We start from the raw sequence: 17,244 nt of genomic DNA on the forward strand, positions 1-17,244 counted from the left end.
TTGGGCCTGGCAACTACCAGGCCCATGGGGTCAACTTACACTCAAGCATCCGCTAGTGATAACCGCGCGCGCCGGCTCGTTGCAGTACAGGTGCGTGGCTTTGCTTGAGGTCCTCACGCAACCCGGTGATCAGGTTGCAAATCGCTCGACTGCTGTCGAGCTTGTCAGGGTGTATACCTTTGACTTCCAAATCCACCCGGTCCCGGTCGCGGTCGTCGTAGACCTTGATCGTCAACGAGGCATCTTCGGCTTTGGTGCATTCGCACCGTTTAGGCAGGAAACTCCCTTCAATGATGCTGCGAAGCTCTAGTTCTGAAAGCATGGCTAACCTCTCCTTTTTTGAGACTGCCAACAGTTATATGTATCCGACAGGCACTTGCCTGCCACGTCTTGCCAACCCTGGAAGACGCTTTCAATCAGTAAGCCTACTCGGCAAAAACTGTGGTGGTTGTAACCTTTCCTCATAAGCAAGCCGCTTGCTCATATTAAAGAAAACAACCTGTTTGGCATCATCGTCGAACTACATCGATTAAACGTTTAACCCGCAGCGTGGGGACCGGCGTTTATGTGGAAATCCTTTTTTCGGCAACATATCGCAACCAATCAACCCATCACCGTTCCGCCGAAGGCGGTTTGCGATAAACATACGAAACATATACGATTCGTATATCAATTAAACACAGTGAACCTTATGGGCATCGTCAAGATCACCGATCAGCTGCACGAACAACTGCGCCTGGCCAGCGCCGCCATGGACCGCTCCATCAACGCCCAGGCCGAGTTCTGGATCAAGATCGGCCTGCTCGCCGAACTCAACCCGCACCTGCCCTACAACGAGCTGATCAACAAGCTGTTGCTGGACAAACCCGACCTGATCCGAGGGCGCAGCTGATGATCAAGACTCCCGCACAGTTGGTCGTAATGCGTGAAGCCGGGCGCCTGTTGGCGCAAGTCTTCGACATGCTCGACGGCTTCGTCGCCGCCGGCCGCTCTACCCTGGAGCTGGACAGCGCCGTCGAAGCCTTCATCCGCAATGACCTCAAGGCCCGCCCTGCCAGCCTTGGGCAGTACGACTACCCCTTCTGCATCAACACCTCGATCAACGAAGTGGTGTGCCACGGCATGCCCAGCGCCAAGCAATTGCTCAAGGACGGCGACATCATCAACATCGACATCACCCTGGAAAAAGGCGGCTTCATTGCCGACTCCAGCAAGATGTACATGATCGGCAACGTGACGCCCAAGGCCAGGCGCCTGGTGGACATGACCTTCGAGGCGATGTGGGCCGGTATACGCCAGGTCAAGCCCGGGGCGCGTCTGGGCGATATCGGCCATGCTATCCAGAGCCATGCGCAAGCCAACGGCTACAGCGTGGTGCGCGAATACTGCGGCCACGGCATCGGCCGACAAATGCACGAAGAACCGCAAATTCTGCACTTCGGCCGGCCTGGCACCGGCCTGGAACTGCGCGAAGGCATGGTGTTTACCATCGAACCGATGCTTAACCAGGGCAGCGCCAAAACCCGTAGCCTGAAAGACGGCTGGACGGTGGTCACCAAGGACAACAGCCTCTCGGCGCAATGGGAACATACCGTGGCGGTGACGGCGGATGGGTTTGAGGTGTTGACCTTGCAAACCCCTCAATACCTTCACACCCTGTAGGAGCGAGCTTGCTCGCGAAGGCCTCCCGGACTACGCGTTAAACCAGGCTCCCCACTTTTTCGTTCACGTTTTTCGCGAGCGAGCTCGCTCCTACAGCGGCCTTGGCTTCAAGCTCGCGCACCAGCGGCAATACACGTTTGCCGAAATACTCCACCTCTTCCTGGAAGTGCAGAAAGCCTGCCAGCACCAAGTCCACACCCACGGCCTTGAGTGCCACGATGCGCTCGGCGATCTGCTGCGGGGTGCCAATCAGGTTGGTCTTGAAGCCATCGTTGTATTGCACCAGGTCCTCAAAGCTGGACTTGGCCCAGTTCCCCTCGCCCTCCGGCGACGCCTTGCCCGCTTGCCTGGCCGCGTCACCAAAGGCGTTGACCGCCTCCGGGTCGGCTTGGTCGATAATCTGCGCCAGCACCGCCCGTGCCTCCTCCTCCGTGTCGCGGGCGATCACGAAGGCGTTCACGCCCACCTTCACCGAATGCTGGTTGGCAGCGGCCTTGGCGCGGATATCATCGACCTGGGCCTTGACCCCTTCAGGCGTGTTGCCATTGGTGAAATACCAATCCGACACCCGCGCCGCCATGTCCCGAGCCGCCCGCGAACTGCCACCCTGGAAGATTTCCGGCTGGCCCAGGGGTTTGGGCTTGAGGGTGTATTGGTTGAACCGATAGAAATCGCCCTTGAAGGTGAAATCGTCCTGGGTCCAGATGCCTTTGAGAGCACGGATAAACTCTTCGGAACGCCGATAGCGCTCATCATGCTCCAACCAATGCTCGCCAATGGCCTGGAACTCGCCCTTGAACCAGCCACTGACAATATTGACCGCAATACGGCCATTGGTCAGTTGGTCGATGGTCGCCAATTGCTTGGCCGCCAACGCCGGTTGCCACGGCCCGGGCAGGATCGCCGCGATGACCTTGAGGGTGGTGGTCGCCGCCAGCAACGCATGGCTGAACGCCACAGACTCATGCTGGTTCTCGGCGCCGTAGCCTGCGGTGAAGCGAATTTGCGTCAAGCCATATTCAAAGCCCGCCGCCTCCGCCAGTTGCGCCAGTTTGCGGTTGTAATCAATACCCCAGTGGGTGCGTTGTTCAATCTTGCTGACGACCAACCCACCGCTGACGTTGGGCACCCAATAGGCAAATTTCACGGCTTGCTGACTCATCGGACGGTACCTCGTACAGGGGATTTACAAGGGCTTACGCAGCAAGCGTGCCAGGGGCAGGCAAATGCCCGTAGCCTGGGGGTTGCGGAAAAAAAGGGGGATTGAAGCGATGGCTTGCCAGTGTCTGGGATCGCAGCAGTTTGTGGATCTGCTGTTGCCGGAGCAACAGTTGCGACCAGCACCAAGCGTACCCACGATGCGAAGCGAGTCGCTCTTGATCTTGATCTTGCTCTTGATCTTGCTCTTGCTCTTGCTCTGCTTTTGATCTTGATCTTAGGCGCCCCATCAAACCACGCTGGCCGGAATTCGACAGGGATTTGGGGGGTAAACCGGCAGGGATGCCGGTTTAGCTGCCCCGCGCCATGGATGGCGCGTGGCAGCGGCCCCCCAAATCACTGGCGGATTACGGGCACACCGAGCCCAAGCGAGGTGCCGAGTGGTGGGGCAAGAGCCCTTTGGTTACTTTGGGGCTTTTCCAAAGTGACCCGCCGTCAGGGCGGAACCCTAAGAGGCCGTTACCGCAGGAATGGATATGTACACGGTCCAACTGTGTTGACTGTGAGGCCGTCATCGCAGGCAAGCCAGCTCCCACAGTTGGAGCGTGGGGTGTCAGGCCACGTGCTCAGAACGCCAACTTATAACCCACCGCCATCAACATCACCGCCAGGCACGGCCGCAGTACCCCGTCGGGAATCCTGCCGGTCATATGGCTGCCAACGTAGATCCCCGGCAGCGACCCCATCAGCAAAAAGCCCAGCAGATGCCAGTCCATGTTCCCCATGCTGGCATGGCCCAGGCCCGCCACTAATGTCAGGGGCACCGCATGGGCAATCTCGGTGCCAACCAGGCGCCGCGTGGCCAGGAACGGGTACAGGATAAACAGCGCCACCGTGCCGAGGGCGCCGGCGCCGATCGAGGTCAGGGCCACCATGGTGCCAAGGATCGCACCTGTCACAACAGTGAGCGCATTCAGATTGCGCGGGCGCAGATGGTAGGAATCGCCAGCATGACGCTGGGCAAAGGCCAACAGGCTTTTCTTGAACAGGATCGCCAGGGCCGTCAGCAGCAATACCACGCCAAGGGCCTGCTTGATCACCGCGTTCATCGCGTTGGGGTCGGTGTGCAGGCTGGCCAGGAACCATAACGTCAGCAACACCGCCGGCACGCTGCCCAGGGTGAGCCAGCCGGTGATGGTCCAGTCGATGTTCTTGTTCTTGCTGTGTACCAGCACACCACCGGACTTGGTGATCGCGGCGTACAGCAGGTCGGTGCCCACCGCAGTGGCTGGGTTGATGCCAAACCACAGCAGGATCGGGGTCATCAGCGAACCGCCGCCCACCCCCGTCATGCCCACGATAAAACCCACGATCAGGCCGGCAACCACGAAACCAATATTACCTACATCCATTCCAGCTACCCGAGGCCTTATAAATTTCTGGCCGCAGGATAGCGATTTTTCTTATAACCACTTATACCGATGCGATCTGAGTTTATGCTTTTTTGGAAATCTTCACTTTTTTCGCAAAGCCCTGCATCCAATGGGCGGGCCTGGGCCGTAGTCATCAACGTAACCCTGCTGTTCTACCCAATGGAGAAACACCATGAACGCTAAAACACTGCTGTGCCTGTCCAGCTTGCTCCTCGCCGCACCGTCGGCGTTTGCCCAGGCGGGCCTGCCGGACAGCATCAAGGTGCCCGATGGCCACAAGGTGGCGATGCAAACCACCGGGGTCGGCGAAATCACCTATGAATGCCGCGACAAGGCCAATGCTGCCGGCCAGACCGAGTGGACCTTCGTCGGCCCCAAAGCCGTGTTGAACGACCGTAATGGCCAGCAGGTAGGCACCTACTTCGGCCCACCTGCCACGTGGCAGGCCAAGGACGGCTCGACCATCACCGGCACGCAATTGGCCGTGGCGCCGTCGAGCCCCGGTAACCTGCCCTATCAACTGGTCAAGGCCAACCCGGCCGAGGGAAAAGGTGCGATGAGTGGCGTGGCGTATATCCAGCGGGTTGCGCTCAAAGGCGGAGTCGCTCCCGCTACGCCATGCACCACGGCGAACAAAGGCGCCAAGGAAGTGGTGAAATACCAGGCGGACTACATCTTCTGGGCCGCCAACTGAGCAAACTCAGCTACGCTGGCCAGGTAGGCGCGAGCAACCTCGCGCCTACCACGCGTAGACGTCTCCTCAGTGGCAGGAATTCTGGTTTGGCTGAAATCATCTTTGATTATGAAGTGTGCCTGTTAGCCTGCGCCCGCGGCGATCATCGCGCCCTGCACCAACTCTATGAGCAGGACAGCAGCCGCTTGCTCGGTGTGGCGCTGCGCATTACCCGCAATAAGGCACTGGCCGAGGACATCGTGCATGACGCCTTTATCAAGATCTGGCACGGCGCGCGCAGTTTCGACCCCCTGCGAGGTTCCGCACGGGGTTGGGTGTTCAGCGTGACTCGCCACCTGGCCCTGGACGTTGTACGCAGCGCCGGGCGTGACGTGCCACTGGACGATCAGTATGAACCGATGGCAGAGCCTGCCCAGACCGTTGAGTTTGCGGCACGCTCCGGGCAGATCCACCAGTGCCTGGAGCAGCTCGACCCGACACGCCGCACCTGCATCCTGCACGCCTATGTGGACGGTTACTCCCACAGCGAAATTGCGCAAAAACTCAGTACCCCTCTGGGTACCGTCAAAGCCTGGATCAAACGCAGCCTCGCCGCCTTGCGGGAGTGCATGGCATGAACGACAGCCTGGATGAACTGGCCAGTGAATACGTGCTGGGGACACTGCCCGCCGAACAGCGCGCTGAGGTGCAACAACGCCTGGCCCATGATGCGGCACTGCGTGCAGCAGTGGATGCCTGGGAGCAGCGTCTGTTGCCTCTGGTCGCGCTGGCACAACCGGTGCCGCCTTCGGCACAGCTGTGGCGGCGCATTGAACGCCGCATCAAAGCCCCCGAAACGAGCGTGGCGTGGTGGAACCTGCTGGCGTTCTGGCGCGGGCTTTCCGCTGCTGGCCTGATGGCAAGCGTGGTGCTGGCGGCTTTATTACTGACGCGCCCGCCCATGCCCGCACCCAGCTTCGTGGTGGTGTTGATGGCGCCGCAAAGCCAGGCACCGGGCTGGGTGGTGCAGGCCAGTGATAATCAGCAGATCCAATTGATTCCACTGGGGGTGATGGAGATTCCTGCCGACAAAGCCCTGGAGTTCTGGACCAAGGGCGATGGCTGGCAGGGGCCCGTATCCCTGGGGCTGGTCAAGCCGGGGCAGACCTTGTCGGTGCCGCTGGACAAGCTGCCGCCGCTGGCGCCGAACCAGTTGTTTGAACTGACGCTGGAAGGGCCCAATGGCTCGCCCACCGGCAAACCCACCGGGCCGATCCACGGGATCGGCCGCGCAGTCAAAGTGCTTTGATCACGAAAGGTTAGGTAGCCACACACGAAACCGCGCCCCACCCAAGGGAGACGCCAAGGCCGTCAAAGTGCCGCCTTGGGCCTCCAGGGCGCGCCGGCTGATCGCCAGGCCCAGGCCAAAGCCACCGGTTGCACGGTCGCGGCTACGGTCCAGGCGGTAGAACGGCTCGAAGATGCGCTCACGCTGGTCCGCCGGTATGCCGATGCCATCGTCGTCCACCCAGATTTCACAGCCTTTGGGGCATACCCGCACGCCCACCTGGATGCGTTTGTCGCAGTAGCGCGTCGCATTGCGCAGCAGGTTCTGCAAGGCCCTGGCAGTCAGGCGCGGGTCGAGGCTGAAGCGCTCCACGGCACAATCGAGCACCACATCGATGACAATATCGGGGTTTTCCAGCTCATCGTCGACGCTGCCCAACACGCTGTCGATAAACTCGTCGAGCGCCACCTCTACCCGCTCGGGCAACTGCGCCGGGTTTTGCAGGCGGCTGTAAGACAGCAATTCCAGCACCAGCTCATCCAGCTCCCGAATATGCGCCACCAGGCTTTGCAGGCGCTCGCGGCTGGCCGGGGGCAAGTCTTCGGAAAGCGCCAGGGCCAGCCCGAAATCCAGGCGGGTGAGCGGTGTGCGCAGTTCATGGGAGACCGCATTGAGCAAATCGCGCTGCTGGTTCAAGAGGCGCTCGATATCGTCGGCCATGGTGTCGAATACCGCCGCCAGGCCGCCGATGCTGGAGCTGGGTGCGAGCCCCGTACGCGCCTCCAGATGGCCCTTGCCCAATAACGCGGCGGTACTTTTCAAACGCTCCAGGTCACGCCAGTGCGGACGCAGCCACACCAGCAGGCACGCCAGCAAGGCGGCACCGACCAGCACGTTCATCGACCAGTACAGCAGGTTCATGTCCAACGGGTCTGGCGGTACGGTCAGCTTGACCGCGAACTGCTGGTTGATCGGCGAACTGATTTCTTCCATCCAGCCCCATTCGCCCAGGCGGATCACTGGCTTGCCTTGCTCCAGCAGCTGTTCTTCCTCAGGGGTGTAGCGGGCGTCCTGGCGAAGCAACAGTTGCACTTTCAAGGGTGCAAAATCGCGGCTCAACTGGTCGGTCACCTGGGATCAGCGCTCCACCGGTGCGCGCTGGTACTGCTTGACCATGAGTTTTTGCAGGCCGCGGGACTGTTCGATGTTGTAGTCCATGTAGCGGTGTTCGAACAGCTGGATCACCAGCTTGGGAATCAGGTAAATCGCCGCACTGTAGGTGACGATGGTGATCAGGTAGAGGCGCAGCAGTACGCGAAACATGGTTCAGCATTCCCACTCGGAACGGCTGAACAGATACCCCTTGCCCCACACCGTCTTGATCTTGCGCGCCTCGCCCGCATGATCGTCGAACTTGCGCCGCAGCTTGGAGATGGCCACGTCCACCGAACGGTCGGTGCCGTTGAACTCGATACCGCGCAGGCGTTGCAGGATCTGATCGCGGCTGAGCACTTCGCCGGCATGCCGGGCCAGCACCACCAGCAGGTTGTATTCACCACTGGACAGCTCCACCGCCTGTTCGCGCCAGGTCACGGTGCGCTCGGACAAGTCGATGCACAGGTTACCCATGACGATCTGGTCGCTGGCCACCTGGGGTTCGGACAGGCTGCTGCGCCGCAGCAATGTGCGCACCCGGGCCAGTAATACGCGCGGCTCGCAGGGTTTGGTCACGTAGTCGTCGGCGCCCATCTCAAGCCCCAGAACCTGATCGTGGCTGTCATCGCGGGCGGTCAGCATCAGGATCGGCAGCCCCGCCGAATCGGCGCGCAGCAAACGGCACACCTGCAGGCCGTCGAGGCCCGGCAGCATCAGGTCGAGGATCACCAGGTCCGGCGGGTTCAGGCGTGCGCGTTCACGGACATGGTCGCCGCGGCTGAGCACGCTGACGTGGTAGCCATTGCGTTCCAGGTAGCTGGCAATCAGCTCGGAGAGTGCGGCGTCGTCTTCCACCAGGAGGATGTTGGGCATGGTGTTTCCAAATAATGCTGTTTGTTGGTGTGTTGCAGGATTGTGCAAGGATATACGCCCCCGACGCCCTGCGCGCCGTACCTTACACTTCTTCACAGACCCGCTACACAGCTTCACAGCACCACGGCGCAGGTGCCCCTAGGATGCGCCAGTCAATATTGGGATAAGAGCATGTCGAAGAATCTGTTTGCGCCGTTTTGCCTGTTGGCCCTCACACTGGCGCTGAGCGCGTGTGGTCAGTCGGCAGACGAGGCGCCACAAATGCCCCTGGCCAAAGTGCGGATCGAAACCCTGCAGGCCAAGCCCCTCTCTATCACCAGCGAACTGAGCGGGCGCATCGCCGCACCGCGTATCGCCGAAGTACGCGCCCGGGTCGCCGGGGTGGTCATGCAGCGGGTGTTCAACGAAGGCCACGACGTCAAGCAAGGCGACGTGTTGTTCCGTATTGACCCGGCACCGTTCAAGGCCGACCTGGACAGTGCCCAGGCCAACCTGAGCAAGGCCGAGGCCAATGCGTTCCAGGCGCGCCTGCAAGAGCAGCGCTACAGCCAACTGGTCGAAGGCAACGCCATCAGCGGCCAGGAGTACGACAACGCCCGCGCCGCCCTGCGCCAGACCAACGCCGAAGTGGCCGCCAACAAGGCCGCCGTCGAGCGTGCCAGGCTGAACCTGGGCTATGCCACCGTGACCGCACCGATTTCCGGGCGCATTGGCCGCGCCCTGGTGACCGAAGGCGCGCTGGTCGGCCAGAACGAAGCCACGCCGCTGGCGATTATCCAGCAACTGGACCCGATCCACGCCGACCTCACTCAGTCCACCCGTGAGCTGAACGACCTGCGCCGCGCCTTTCGTGCCGGCAGTTTGAAGCAGGTCGGCCAGGACCAGGCCAAGGCCACCTTGATCCAGGACGACGGCAGCCTGTACCCGTTGCCAGGCAAATTGCTCTTCGCTGACATCAGCGTCGACCCGGGCACCGGGCAGATCATCCTGCGCAGCGAGTTCCCCAACCCGGACCTCGACCTGTTGCCCGGCAGCTTTGTGCGGGTGCGCGTGGAACAGGCCGTGGACAAACAAGGTATCAGCGTGCCGCAACGCGCCATCACCCGTGACAGCGCCGGTATCCCGATGGTGTTGCTGCTGGACGCCGAACAGACCGTCAGCCAGCAACCGGTGGAGTTGGGTGCGGTGATCGACAACCGCTGGATCGTCACCAGCGGCCTCAAGCCCGGCGACCGCATTATCGTCGAGGGCGTGCAACACGCACGCCCCGGTGAAAAAGTTGAAGTGGACGACAGCCCGCTCGTAAAGGAATAACCCGTCATGCCGCAGTTCTTTATTGACCGCCCTATCTTCGCCTGGGTGGTGGCCCTGTTTATCCTGCTGGCGGGCTTCCTGGCGATCCCGCAATTGCCGGTGGCGCAATACCCCAACGTCGCGCCACCCAAAGTGGAAATCTACGCGGTGTACCCCGGTGCCTCGGCCCAGACCCTGGATGAGAGCGTGGTCAGCCTGATCGAGCAAGAGCTCAACGGCGCCGATCACCTGCTGTATTTCGAATCCCAGAGCAGCCTGGGTTCGGCGACCATTACCGCCACGTTCCAGCCGGGCACCGACCCGGAAATGGCCCAGGTGGATGTGCAGAACCGCCTCAAGGTCGTCGAGCCGCGCCTGCCCCAGGCCGTGACTCAGCAAGGCTTGCAGGTGGAAAAAGTCTCCGCCGGTTTCCTGCTGCTGGTCACATTGACGTCCAACGACGGCAAACTCGACGACGTGGCGCTCAGTGATTACCTGGCGCGCAACGTGATGAACGAGCTCAAGCGCCTGGACGGGGTCGGCAAGGCCCAGTTGTATGGCGCCGAGCGAGCGATGCGTATCTGGATCGACCCGCAGAAGCTGATCGGTTTCAACCTCACGCCGGCCGACGTCAACGCCGCGATCAGCGCCCAGAACGCCCAGGTCTCAGCGGGCAGCATCGGTGACTTGCCGGGCACCCACACCCAGGAGATCACCGCGGCGGTGCTGGTCAAGGGGCAACTGTCCACCCCGGCGGAGTTTGCCGACATCGTGCTCAAGGCCAACCCCGACGGCTCCACCGTGCGCATCGGCGATGTGGCACGGGTGGAAGTCGGCAGCCAGGAATACCAGTTCTCCACCCGCCTGAACGGCAAGCCGTCCACCGCCGTCAGCGTGCAACTGTCGCCCGGCGCTAATGCCTTGAGTACCGCAACGCTGGTGCGGGCGAAAATGGACGAGTTGTCGCGCTACTTCCCTGCCAATGTGGAATACAAGATTCCCTACGACACTTCGCCCTTTGTCAAAGTCTCGATCACCAAGGTGGTCTACACCTTGCTGGAGGCGATGGCGCTGGTGTTCGCGGTGATGTTCCTGTTCCTGCAGAACGTGCGCTATACCTTGATTCCCACGCTGGTGGTGCCGATCGCGCTGATGGGCACCTTCGCCACCATGTTGCTGCTGGGCTTCTCGATCAACGTGCTGACCATGTTCGGCATGGTATTGGCTATCGGCATCCTGGTAGACGATGCCATCGTGGTGGTGGAAAACGTCGAGCGCATCATGGCCACCGAAGGCCTGTCGCCCAAAGAGGCGACGAAGAAAGCCATGGGCCAGATCACCGGGGCCATCATCGGTATCACCCTGGTGCTGGTGGCGGTGTTCCTGCCGATGGCCTTCATGCCGGGTTCGGTGGGCGTGATCTACCAGCAGTTCTCACTGTCGATGGCCACCTCGATCCTGTTCTCCGCTTTCCTGGCCCTGACCTTGACCCCGGCACTGTGCGCCACGCTGCTCAAGCCGATTGCCAAGGGCGAGCACCATGCCAAGGGTGGTTTCTTCGGCTGGTTCAACCAGCGCTTTGACCAACTCACCAACCGTTACGAAGGTTGGGTGGCCTATGCCCTCAAGCGCAGCGGCCGCTACCTGCTGATCTACCTGGTATTACTGGTGGGCATGGGCCTGTTGTTCAGCCGCCTGCCCTCCTCGTTCCTGCCGGTGGAAGACCAGGGCTACACCATCACTGATATCCAGTTGCCGCCGGGCGCCAGCAAGAACCGTACGGTGCAGGTGGCCGAACAGATCGAGGCGCATAACGCCGGCGAGCCTGGGGTGGGTGATACCACCATGATCATGGGCTTCAGCTTCTCCGGTTCCGGGCAAAACGCCGCGCTGGCGTTTACCACGCTCAAGGATTGGTCAGAGCGTGGCGGTGATGACTCCGCTTCCTCGATTGCCGATCGCGCGAACATAGCCTTCAGCGAGCTCAAGGACGCGATTGCCTATGCAATCCTGCCGCCACCGGTAGACGGCCTGGGCACTTCCAGTGGTTTCGAGTTCCGTTTGCAGGACCGCGGTGGCGTCGGCCACGCCGGTTTGATGGCCGCACGTACCGAATTGCTGGACGCTGCAGCGAAAAGCCCGATCCTGGCCAACGTGCGTGAAAGCGCCTTGGCTGAAGCACCACAAGTGCAGCTGGAAGTGGACCGCAAGCAGGCCAACGCCCTGGGTGTGTCGTTTGCCGACGTAGGCAACGTGCTGTCGTCGGCGATCGGCTCGGCGTATATCAACGACTTCCCCAACCAGGGCCGCATGCAGCGCGTGGTGGTGCAAGCCGAAGGCGACCAGCGCAGCCAGGTGGCCGACCTGATGAAAATCCACGTGCGCAACAACGCCGGGAAGATGGTGCCGCTGTCAGCCTTCGTCGAAGCCAAGTGGACCCAGGGCCCCACGCAGTTGACCCGTTACAACGGCTACCCGGCCATCGCCATCAGCGGCGAAGCGGCGCCGGGGCACAGCACCGGCGAGGCCATGAACGAAATCCAGCGCCTGGTCAGCCAACTGCCCGCCGGGCTGGGCCAGGAATGGACGGGCTTGTCGTTGCAGGAGCGCTTGTCCGGTTCCCAGGCACCGCTGCTGTTGGGCCTGTCGCTGCTGATCGTGTTCCTGTGCCTGGCCGCGCTGTATGAAAGCTGGTCGATTCCCACCTCGGTGTTGCTGGTGGTGCCGCTGGGGGTACTGGGTGCGGTGTTGGCCGTGTCGCTACGCGGGATGCCCAACGACGTATTCTTCAAAGTCGGCCTGATCACCATCATTGGCCTGTCGGCGAAGAACGCGATCCTGATCATCGAGTTCGCCAAGGACCTGTATGACCAGGGCGAAGACTTGATCAACGCCACCTTGAAGGCTGCGCGGCTGCGACTGCGGCCGATCATCATGACGTCCCTGGCATTCATCCTCGGCGTGGTGCCATTGGCGATTGCTACGGGGGCCAGCTCGGCCAGCCAGCAGGCGATTGGCACCGGTGTGATTGGCGGAATGATCACGGCGACATTGGCGGTGGTGTTTGTGCCGGTATTCTTCGTGGTGGTGATGAAGCTGGTGCGCAAGCGCCATAAACCAGACTGATCAGTGGGCGCTGGCTTGCCTGCCATGACCGCGGCACAGGCGACATAAGTGTTGCCTGAACCAACGTTATCGCAGGCAAGCCAGCCCCCACAGGGTTATTGATTGCATTCGTGATCAGGTACACCCGAATAAGCTATGGTGCTCACAAATAGTTTATCTGTGAGCCACCATGCCCTTCCTCGCCCGCACCCACCCTCGCCTCTCATCCGCCGCCGTACTGGGCCTTGCGGTCGGCCTCCTGGTGCCGGCCGACACCCTTGCCAGCAAAATCCTGATCGGCTGGAACGCCGGGGTATGGACCTACCTGATCCTGATGCTCTGGTTGACCATTCGCGCCAAGGCCGAAGACGTCAAGCGCATCGCCGAAGTCGAAGACGAGAACGCCGGCCTGGTGCTGTTCATGGTGTGCATCGCCGCCATCGCCAGCCTGGCCACCATCACCTTAGAACTGGTAGGCAGCAAGGACCTGCCCACTTCCGAGCGTCTGCTGCATTACGCTTTTACCGGGCTGACCGTGATCGGCTCCTGGCTGCTGATCGGGGTGATTTTCAGCGTGCACTACGCCAGGCTCTATTACACCTGGCAAGGCAAGGAGCCGGCGCTGCGCTTTGCCGAGGGCTTGCTCACCCCCAACTATTGGGACTTCCTGTATTTCTCCTTCACCATCGGCGTGGCTGTGCAGACCTCGGACGTGGGTGTTGCCACCCGTAGCTTGCGTAAAGTGGTGCTGGGGCAATCGTTGATCGGGTTTCTGTTCAATACCGCGATCCTGGGGTTCTCAATCAATATTGCGGCAGGGTTGTTTGGTTGAGCCTGCCGATAAGATCCGACGAATGGAGGTCAATACCTGTTAGTTCTGACAGTTGCCAAGCGCCGAGTTGTAGCGCGCAATAGGCACACTCAGAAGGCTAGCGGAGCAAGAACATGGGTGGGCAAGGCACATTGATCAACAATCTGTTGGGCAACGGCAGCTTTAGCAAATATGGCACCGAATGGACCACCCAAGACACCGTGGACTACTCGCGCCAATATTGCCGGGTACTCAACGGGCAGGCCTCTCAAGCCATCAATGCCACGGCGGAAACCACCTACCTGTTGAAATTCTGGAGCCAAGTCTTGTACCAGGGCAAGGGAGAGCTTCTGATCCAGCCCGATATTCCCGGTGCCGACGTGCGAATCGCACTCAACGACTTTCATCTGTGGAGAAAACAAGAGATCCGCATCACCACCCCGCCTGCAACAACCCTCATGACCGTTGCAGTCACGGGGACAGCTGGCGAAGTCTGTGTCGACGAACTGAACCTGACTCAGGATACGAGCACTCCACCTCGGCCCGAGCTGGTACTCAATGGAGATTTTTCTGCAAACAGCGACCATTGGGATACGTCAGGCTCACCGATCGGGTCAGGCAGACACTTTGACGGGGATACGTTTCAGGCAACGTTACAAGGCCAGGCCCGCCAGACCATCGCCGTGACCGGGGGAATCACTTACGAATTTTCGTTTCGTTCCCGAAGTGAATTCGGCGGGCACGGTTTTGCCCGATTCCAGGTGACCCCTACGGGGACATTCCCGGAAATCCGTGTAGGCGCGGCTGCCTGGACAACCTACACGGCAGACCTGGCAGTGCCGGCGGCCACTACGGCCGTCACGATCGTCCTGATCGGCATAGATGGCGCAGTTTTTTTTGATGATGTTTCGTTGAAACGCAAAGCCTGATCCTTCCAGTACACCCAAGCGCCTCCTACCTTGACGCGGAGTCGCGAAACTACGCAGAGGAGATGCACCTATGTCAGTCGTTCAGTTGATTCGCAAACAAAAACCAAGGATTGCCAACCGGTATTTCAAAGGCGAAATTGATGGGGCAGACTTCACTGCCAAGGTGTTTGACATCAAAAAGAACGAAGACCGATGGACCCTTACCGCCAGCAAGGTAGACGACGATTTAGTCAAACATCAAATCCAACTCGTGTTTCCTGCCTCTTTTGAAAAACGCATCTACAAGCTGGAGGAGCATCTGGATGACATCAGACTGACATATTCGACGAACAGTTTGTTGGACCCCATCCTGAGATATGGTGCCAGCGGCCTCATCGATTTGACCACTGTAGATCCCGCGAACACCCATGTTGCTGGCGCATTGCAAAACATCCTCACCCGTGACGACGGCAACCCGGTGTCGACCATCACGGCCTTGTTCGACCTGAGTTGAAACTCAGGCATTCATGACCCCGCGTTTGCTCTAAAACCAAAAAAGGAAGCCGAAGCTTCCTTTTTTGGGGTTCCCATTACTACTTACCAGCTGTAACGCAGACCTACGTTTGCTCCCCATGGCTGGTCAACATGCTTGCCTTTGCTATGTTCGAAATCAGCGTGCAACTGCAAGTTCTGCGATACCGCGACCGACACGCCCGCGCCGAACTCGGCACGCGAACCCGACAGGTCGTTATTGAACACATGTCCGTTGACCGACGCCTTGTTGTTCTTGGCAAACTCATGGGCCACGGCCGTGCGCAGGTAGGGCTGGACGATGCTGCCATCGTTCATGATGAAATCGCGCCCCACCGTCACACCGAGTTTGCCCAGCACCGAATGGGTGTTTTCACCTTTGGCCTGCAGCCCGTTGTCCAAGCCGTATTTCTTACCTTTGACCAGCACTGTCGACGCCTGGGCAAACGGTTCGACAAAGAACTCATTGTCCAGTTTTATATTACGGCCCACCTCCGCCGATGCTCCCAGACCATTGGTTCCGTACTTGCCCTTGGCCTGGGCACCATCGCTCATGGCGACCTTGGCATCGTTTTCGAAGCGGTTGGCTTTGACGACACCGTCAAAGTAGTAACCGCTATCGGCGTCCATCCACTTCGCATACAGGCCAGCGTAGTAGCTTTTCACGGCGCCTGAAGTACCCCGGCCCAGATCCAGGTCCGAGTCACTGTGCCCTGCCATTACACCGATTAACCATTGGCTGTCTTCACTGAGCGGCGTATCCACACCCAGGGAGAACCCACGCTGAGTCTGTTTGACACCCACGCCATTGGCATCCGCGACCGAATATTTGTTGCCATAACTGCGGATCCAGCCACCGGCCATTGCATCGTTGTGACGCAGCTCGCCCATACGACTGCGCAACGAGCTCATCTCGCCGTACCATACGGTCGGCGCAGTGTTGAACAGCGCCAGTACCGAGCGCGTGCCCGGGCTGATGGTGCGGGCATTGGGGTCAAGGAACCAGTCATTCCCCTCCTGTTTGAGCCCGTAAGACCAGGCACCGACATCCACAGCCCCTCCCACCAGGGAGAACTGCGCGTCGCCGCCGCCGGTGTGCACGATCTGTACGTCGCCTGGCGACACGGGTTCCAGCCCCGTGCTGGCCACCAACAGGCTATGTTGGCCAGTGGCGTCCCCCGCGATATTCAGAAAGTCGTTCAAGCCTGCGGCGAAATCGGCCCCCATCACAAAGGTGCCGTTGCCGCTGAGCGTATCCAGGTTCAACTGGTAGAACTCATTGGTTTCACCAAACTTGACGGTACCACCGGCGAGGTCCAGGTCGCCCACCAGGCTATTGCCCGTCAAATTCCACAACGAGCCATCGCCTATGCTCAAGCTGCTGACGTTCATCAGGGCGCCCGTCAGCGATGCATGGTTCTGCAAATTCAAGTTGGCGGTGCTGCCGGCCTCGACGATCACATTGCCAGTCAAGTGGCTGTTATTGACACTCATATTGGCCGTGGCCGTGCCGGTGACTTCGAGCAAGTTGCCGTTGCCACCAATCAGTTGCGAACCGTTGTTTACCTCTATATTGGCCGTCGGCACCCGCCCAGGTGCACCAGCGACCAGGATCGCAGCGCCTGTCTTGCCTTCGACCGTCGAGCGATCCAGCACCAGCGAGCCATCCTGGGTAGTGCTTGATCCACGGTTAAAGCGAACGCCATTGAGTTCACCAACCAGCAGGCTGTTGTTCTGGGCAAAAGCCGACCCCCCTTGCAAAAGAACGCCGGTACTGTTGGCGGCAGTCCCTTGCGCCAGTGAGTTATCCAGAAACAGCTCGCTGTGTTGGGAGGCGGTCACACCCGATTGCGCACCTTTTATCGTACTGTTGCTGACATCGGCACGCGAGCCACCCGGTGTCGAGACGTAGCGGTTGAGCAGCAGGCCGGTCGATCGGGTGCTTTCCAGGTGGCTACCGGAGATCGTCGCAGTGCCATTGGTCAGCTCCATTGCCGCAACGCCTGCCCTCTCGGTTTTAACGGTTGCGTTGTTGATGGCCACCTTGGACCCTTCCTGGGCAACAATGCGTTCAATATTGCTACCGCTGTTCACGGTCAACTGAGCACCGAGTCCGAGGATTGAGCCGGCGGTGGCACCATTGACCGTCAGGCTGGAGCCGGCTTGCAGCGCCCAGTTTGTTACCGGTTCGCCAGCTTCAATCACTTTGGACTCGCCAGGCGCCACAACCTGCTGGCTTGCCTGGGCCTGTACCGCAACCCCCAGCAGCAGGCCCAGCGAGGACACTTTGACGGCCGCACTTAACGGTGAGAGTTTAAAAAGATACTTGATAGACATGCTGTAACACTCGCTCT

Annotated in this window: 15 protein-coding genes and 1 pseudogene; 10 read left to right on the top strand and 6 right to left on the bottom strand. The window is 60.2% G+C overall.

Annotated features, from left to right (window positions below):
• Positions 1-52: 52 nt before the first annotated feature.
• On the bottom strand, positions 53-322 hold the full coding sequence (locus HBO10_RS16630) for a DUF1652 domain-containing protein (protein ID WP_034127656.1): 270 nt from the start codon (positions 320-322) through the stop codon (positions 53-55).
• Positions 323-691: 369 nt separating this feature from the next.
• Between HBO10_RS16630 and HBO10_RS16635 the strand changes: the two genes are divergently transcribed.
• Both HBO10_RS16635 and map read left to right on the top strand, forming a co-directional pair.
• Entirely contained in the window at positions 692-892 is a 201-nt protein-coding gene (locus HBO10_RS16635; RefSeq protein WP_003190946.1) for a ParD-like family protein, read from the top strand.
• Entirely contained in the window at positions 892-1,662 is a 771-nt protein-coding gene (gene map / locus HBO10_RS16640; RefSeq protein WP_034127657.1) for a type I methionyl aminopeptidase, read from the top strand. Before HBO10_RS16635 ends, map begins: the two co-directional genes overlap by 1 nt.
• 37 nt (positions 1,663-1,699) lie before the next feature.
• On the opposite strand, the gene sfnG is transcribed toward map, so the two are convergent.
• Positions 1,700-2,824, bottom strand: coding sequence for a dimethylsulfone monooxygenase SfnG (sfnG, locus tag HBO10_RS16645; protein ID WP_034127658.1), 1,125 nt, complete (start codon positions 2,822-2,824; stop codon positions 1,700-1,702).
• A 622-nt stretch (positions 2,825-3,446) separates the two neighbouring features.
• A complete protein-coding gene (locus tag HBO10_RS16650) occupies positions 3,447-4,232 on the bottom strand; it encodes a sulfite exporter TauE/SafE family protein (protein ID WP_034127669.1) in 786 nt (261 codons plus the stop codon).
• A gap of 193 nt (positions 4,233-4,425) precedes the next feature.
• Between HBO10_RS16650 and HBO10_RS16655 the strand changes: the two genes are divergently transcribed.
• From HBO10_RS16655 to HBO10_RS16665, 3 genes are all read left to right on the top strand, one after another.
• Positions 4,426-4,947: a DUF3455 domain-containing protein gene (locus HBO10_RS16655; RefSeq protein WP_034127670.1), complete on the top strand. Its 522-nt coding sequence runs from the start codon at positions 4,426-4,428 to the stop codon at positions 4,945-4,947.
• Positions 4,948-5,033: 86 nt separating this feature from the next.
• On the top strand, positions 5,034-5,564 hold the full coding sequence (locus tag HBO10_RS16660; protein ID WP_034127671.1) for a sigma-70 family RNA polymerase sigma factor: 531 nt from the start codon (positions 5,034-5,036) through the stop codon (positions 5,562-5,564).
• The gene (locus tag HBO10_RS16665) at positions 5,561-6,235 is read left to right on the top strand and encodes an anti-sigma factor (protein WP_034127672.1); all 675 of its coding nucleotides are present in this window, start codon (positions 5,561-5,563) and stop codon (positions 6,233-6,235) included. The genes HBO10_RS16660 and HBO10_RS16665 overlap by 4 nt, the downstream gene beginning before the upstream one ends.
• On the opposite strand, the pseudogene HBO10_RS16670 reads toward HBO10_RS16665, so the two are convergent.
• Positions 6,236-7,537 (bottom strand): annotated as a pseudogene (locus HBO10_RS16670) (ATP-binding protein). It lies immediately after the preceding gene.
• A gap of 3 nt (positions 7,538-7,540) precedes the next feature.
• Positions 7,541-8,242 (bottom strand): response regulator transcription factor, encoded by a 702-nt coding sequence (locus tag HBO10_RS16675; RefSeq protein WP_003190934.1) that lies wholly within the window; start codon positions 8,240-8,242, stop codon positions 7,541-7,543.
• A 171-nt stretch (positions 8,243-8,413) separates the two neighbouring features.
• Between HBO10_RS16675 and HBO10_RS16680 the strand changes: the two genes are divergently transcribed.
• From HBO10_RS16680 to HBO10_RS16700, 5 genes are all read left to right on the top strand, one after another.
• The gene (locus HBO10_RS16680) at positions 8,414-9,556 is read left to right on the top strand and encodes an efflux RND transporter periplasmic adaptor subunit (protein ID WP_034127674.1); all 1,143 of its coding nucleotides are present in this window, start codon (positions 8,414-8,416) and stop codon (positions 9,554-9,556) included.
• A 6-nt stretch (positions 9,557-9,562) separates the two neighbouring features.
• Positions 9,563-12,661 (top strand): efflux RND transporter permease subunit, encoded by a 3,099-nt coding sequence (locus HBO10_RS16685; protein WP_034127675.1) that lies wholly within the window; start codon positions 9,563-9,565, stop codon positions 12,659-12,661.
• A gap of 169 nt (positions 12,662-12,830) precedes the next feature.
• Complete coding sequence (locus HBO10_RS16690; protein WP_034127676.1) at positions 12,831-13,472, top strand: DUF1345 domain-containing protein; 642 nt, start codon at positions 12,831-12,833, stop codon at positions 13,470-13,472.
• Between the two features lie 113 nt (positions 13,473-13,585).
• Complete coding sequence (locus HBO10_RS16695) at positions 13,586-14,380, top strand: hypothetical protein (protein WP_034127677.1); 795 nt, start codon at positions 13,586-13,588, stop codon at positions 14,378-14,380.
• A gap of 70 nt (positions 14,381-14,450) precedes the next feature.
• Entirely contained in the window at positions 14,451-14,873 is a 423-nt protein-coding gene (locus tag HBO10_RS16700) for a hypothetical protein (protein ID WP_034127678.1), read from the top strand.
• Positions 14,874-14,956: 83 nt separating this feature from the next.
• On the opposite strand, the gene HBO10_RS16705 is transcribed toward HBO10_RS16700, so the two are convergent.
• Positions 14,957-17,227, bottom strand: coding sequence for an autotransporter outer membrane beta-barrel domain-containing protein (locus HBO10_RS16705; protein WP_034127679.1), 2,271 nt, complete (start codon positions 17,225-17,227; stop codon positions 14,957-14,959).
• Between the last annotated feature and the right edge of the window lie 17 nt (positions 17,228-17,244).

The sequence above is a fragment of the Pseudomonas sp. WS 5503 genome (assembly GCF_012985385.1).
GTDB classification, from domain to species: Bacteria; Pseudomonadota; Gammaproteobacteria; order Pseudomonadales; family Pseudomonadaceae; genus Aquipseudomonas; species Aquipseudomonas paracarnis.

Coding starts and splice junctions, on each gene's coding strand:
- HBO10_RS16630 (WP_034127656.1), bottom strand. CDS start 322: ATGCTTTCAGAACTAGAGCTTCGCAGCATCATTGAAGGGAGTTTCCTG.
- HBO10_RS16635 (WP_003190946.1), top strand. CDS start 692: ATGGGCATCGTCAAGATCACCGATCAGCTGCACGAACAACTGCGCCTG.
- map (WP_034127657.1), top strand. CDS start 892: ATGATCAAGACTCCCGCACAGTTGGTCGTAATGCGTGAAGCCGGGCGC.
- sfnG (WP_034127658.1), bottom strand. CDS start 2,824: ATGAGTCAGCAAGCCGTGAAATTTGCCTATTGGGTGCCCAACGTCAGC.
- HBO10_RS16650 (WP_034127669.1), bottom strand. CDS start 4,232: ATGGATGTAGGTAATATTGGTTTCGTGGTTGCCGGCCTGATCGTGGGT.
- HBO10_RS16655 (WP_034127670.1), top strand. CDS start 4,426: ATGAACGCTAAAACACTGCTGTGCCTGTCCAGCTTGCTCCTCGCCGCA.
- HBO10_RS16665 (WP_034127672.1), top strand. CDS start 5,561: ATGAACGACAGCCTGGATGAACTGGCCAGTGAATACGTGCTGGGGACA.
- HBO10_RS16675 (WP_003190934.1), bottom strand. CDS start 8,242: ATGCCCAACATCCTCCTGGTGGAAGACGACGCCGCACTCTCCGAGCTG.
- HBO10_RS16680 (WP_034127674.1), top strand. CDS start 8,414: ATGTCGAAGAATCTGTTTGCGCCGTTTTGCCTGTTGGCCCTCACACTG.
- HBO10_RS16685 (WP_034127675.1), top strand. CDS start 9,563: ATGCCGCAGTTCTTTATTGACCGCCCTATCTTCGCCTGGGTGGTGGCC.
- HBO10_RS16690 (WP_034127676.1), top strand. CDS start 12,831: ATGCCCTTCCTCGCCCGCACCCACCCTCGCCTCTCATCCGCCGCCGTA.
- HBO10_RS16695 (WP_034127677.1), top strand. CDS start 13,586: ATGGGTGGGCAAGGCACATTGATCAACAATCTGTTGGGCAACGGCAGC.
- HBO10_RS16700 (WP_034127678.1), top strand. CDS start 14,451: ATGTCAGTCGTTCAGTTGATTCGCAAACAAAAACCAAGGATTGCCAAC.
- HBO10_RS16705 (WP_034127679.1), bottom strand. CDS start 17,227: ATGTCTATCAAGTATCTTTTTAAACTCTCACCGTTAAGTGCGGCCGTC.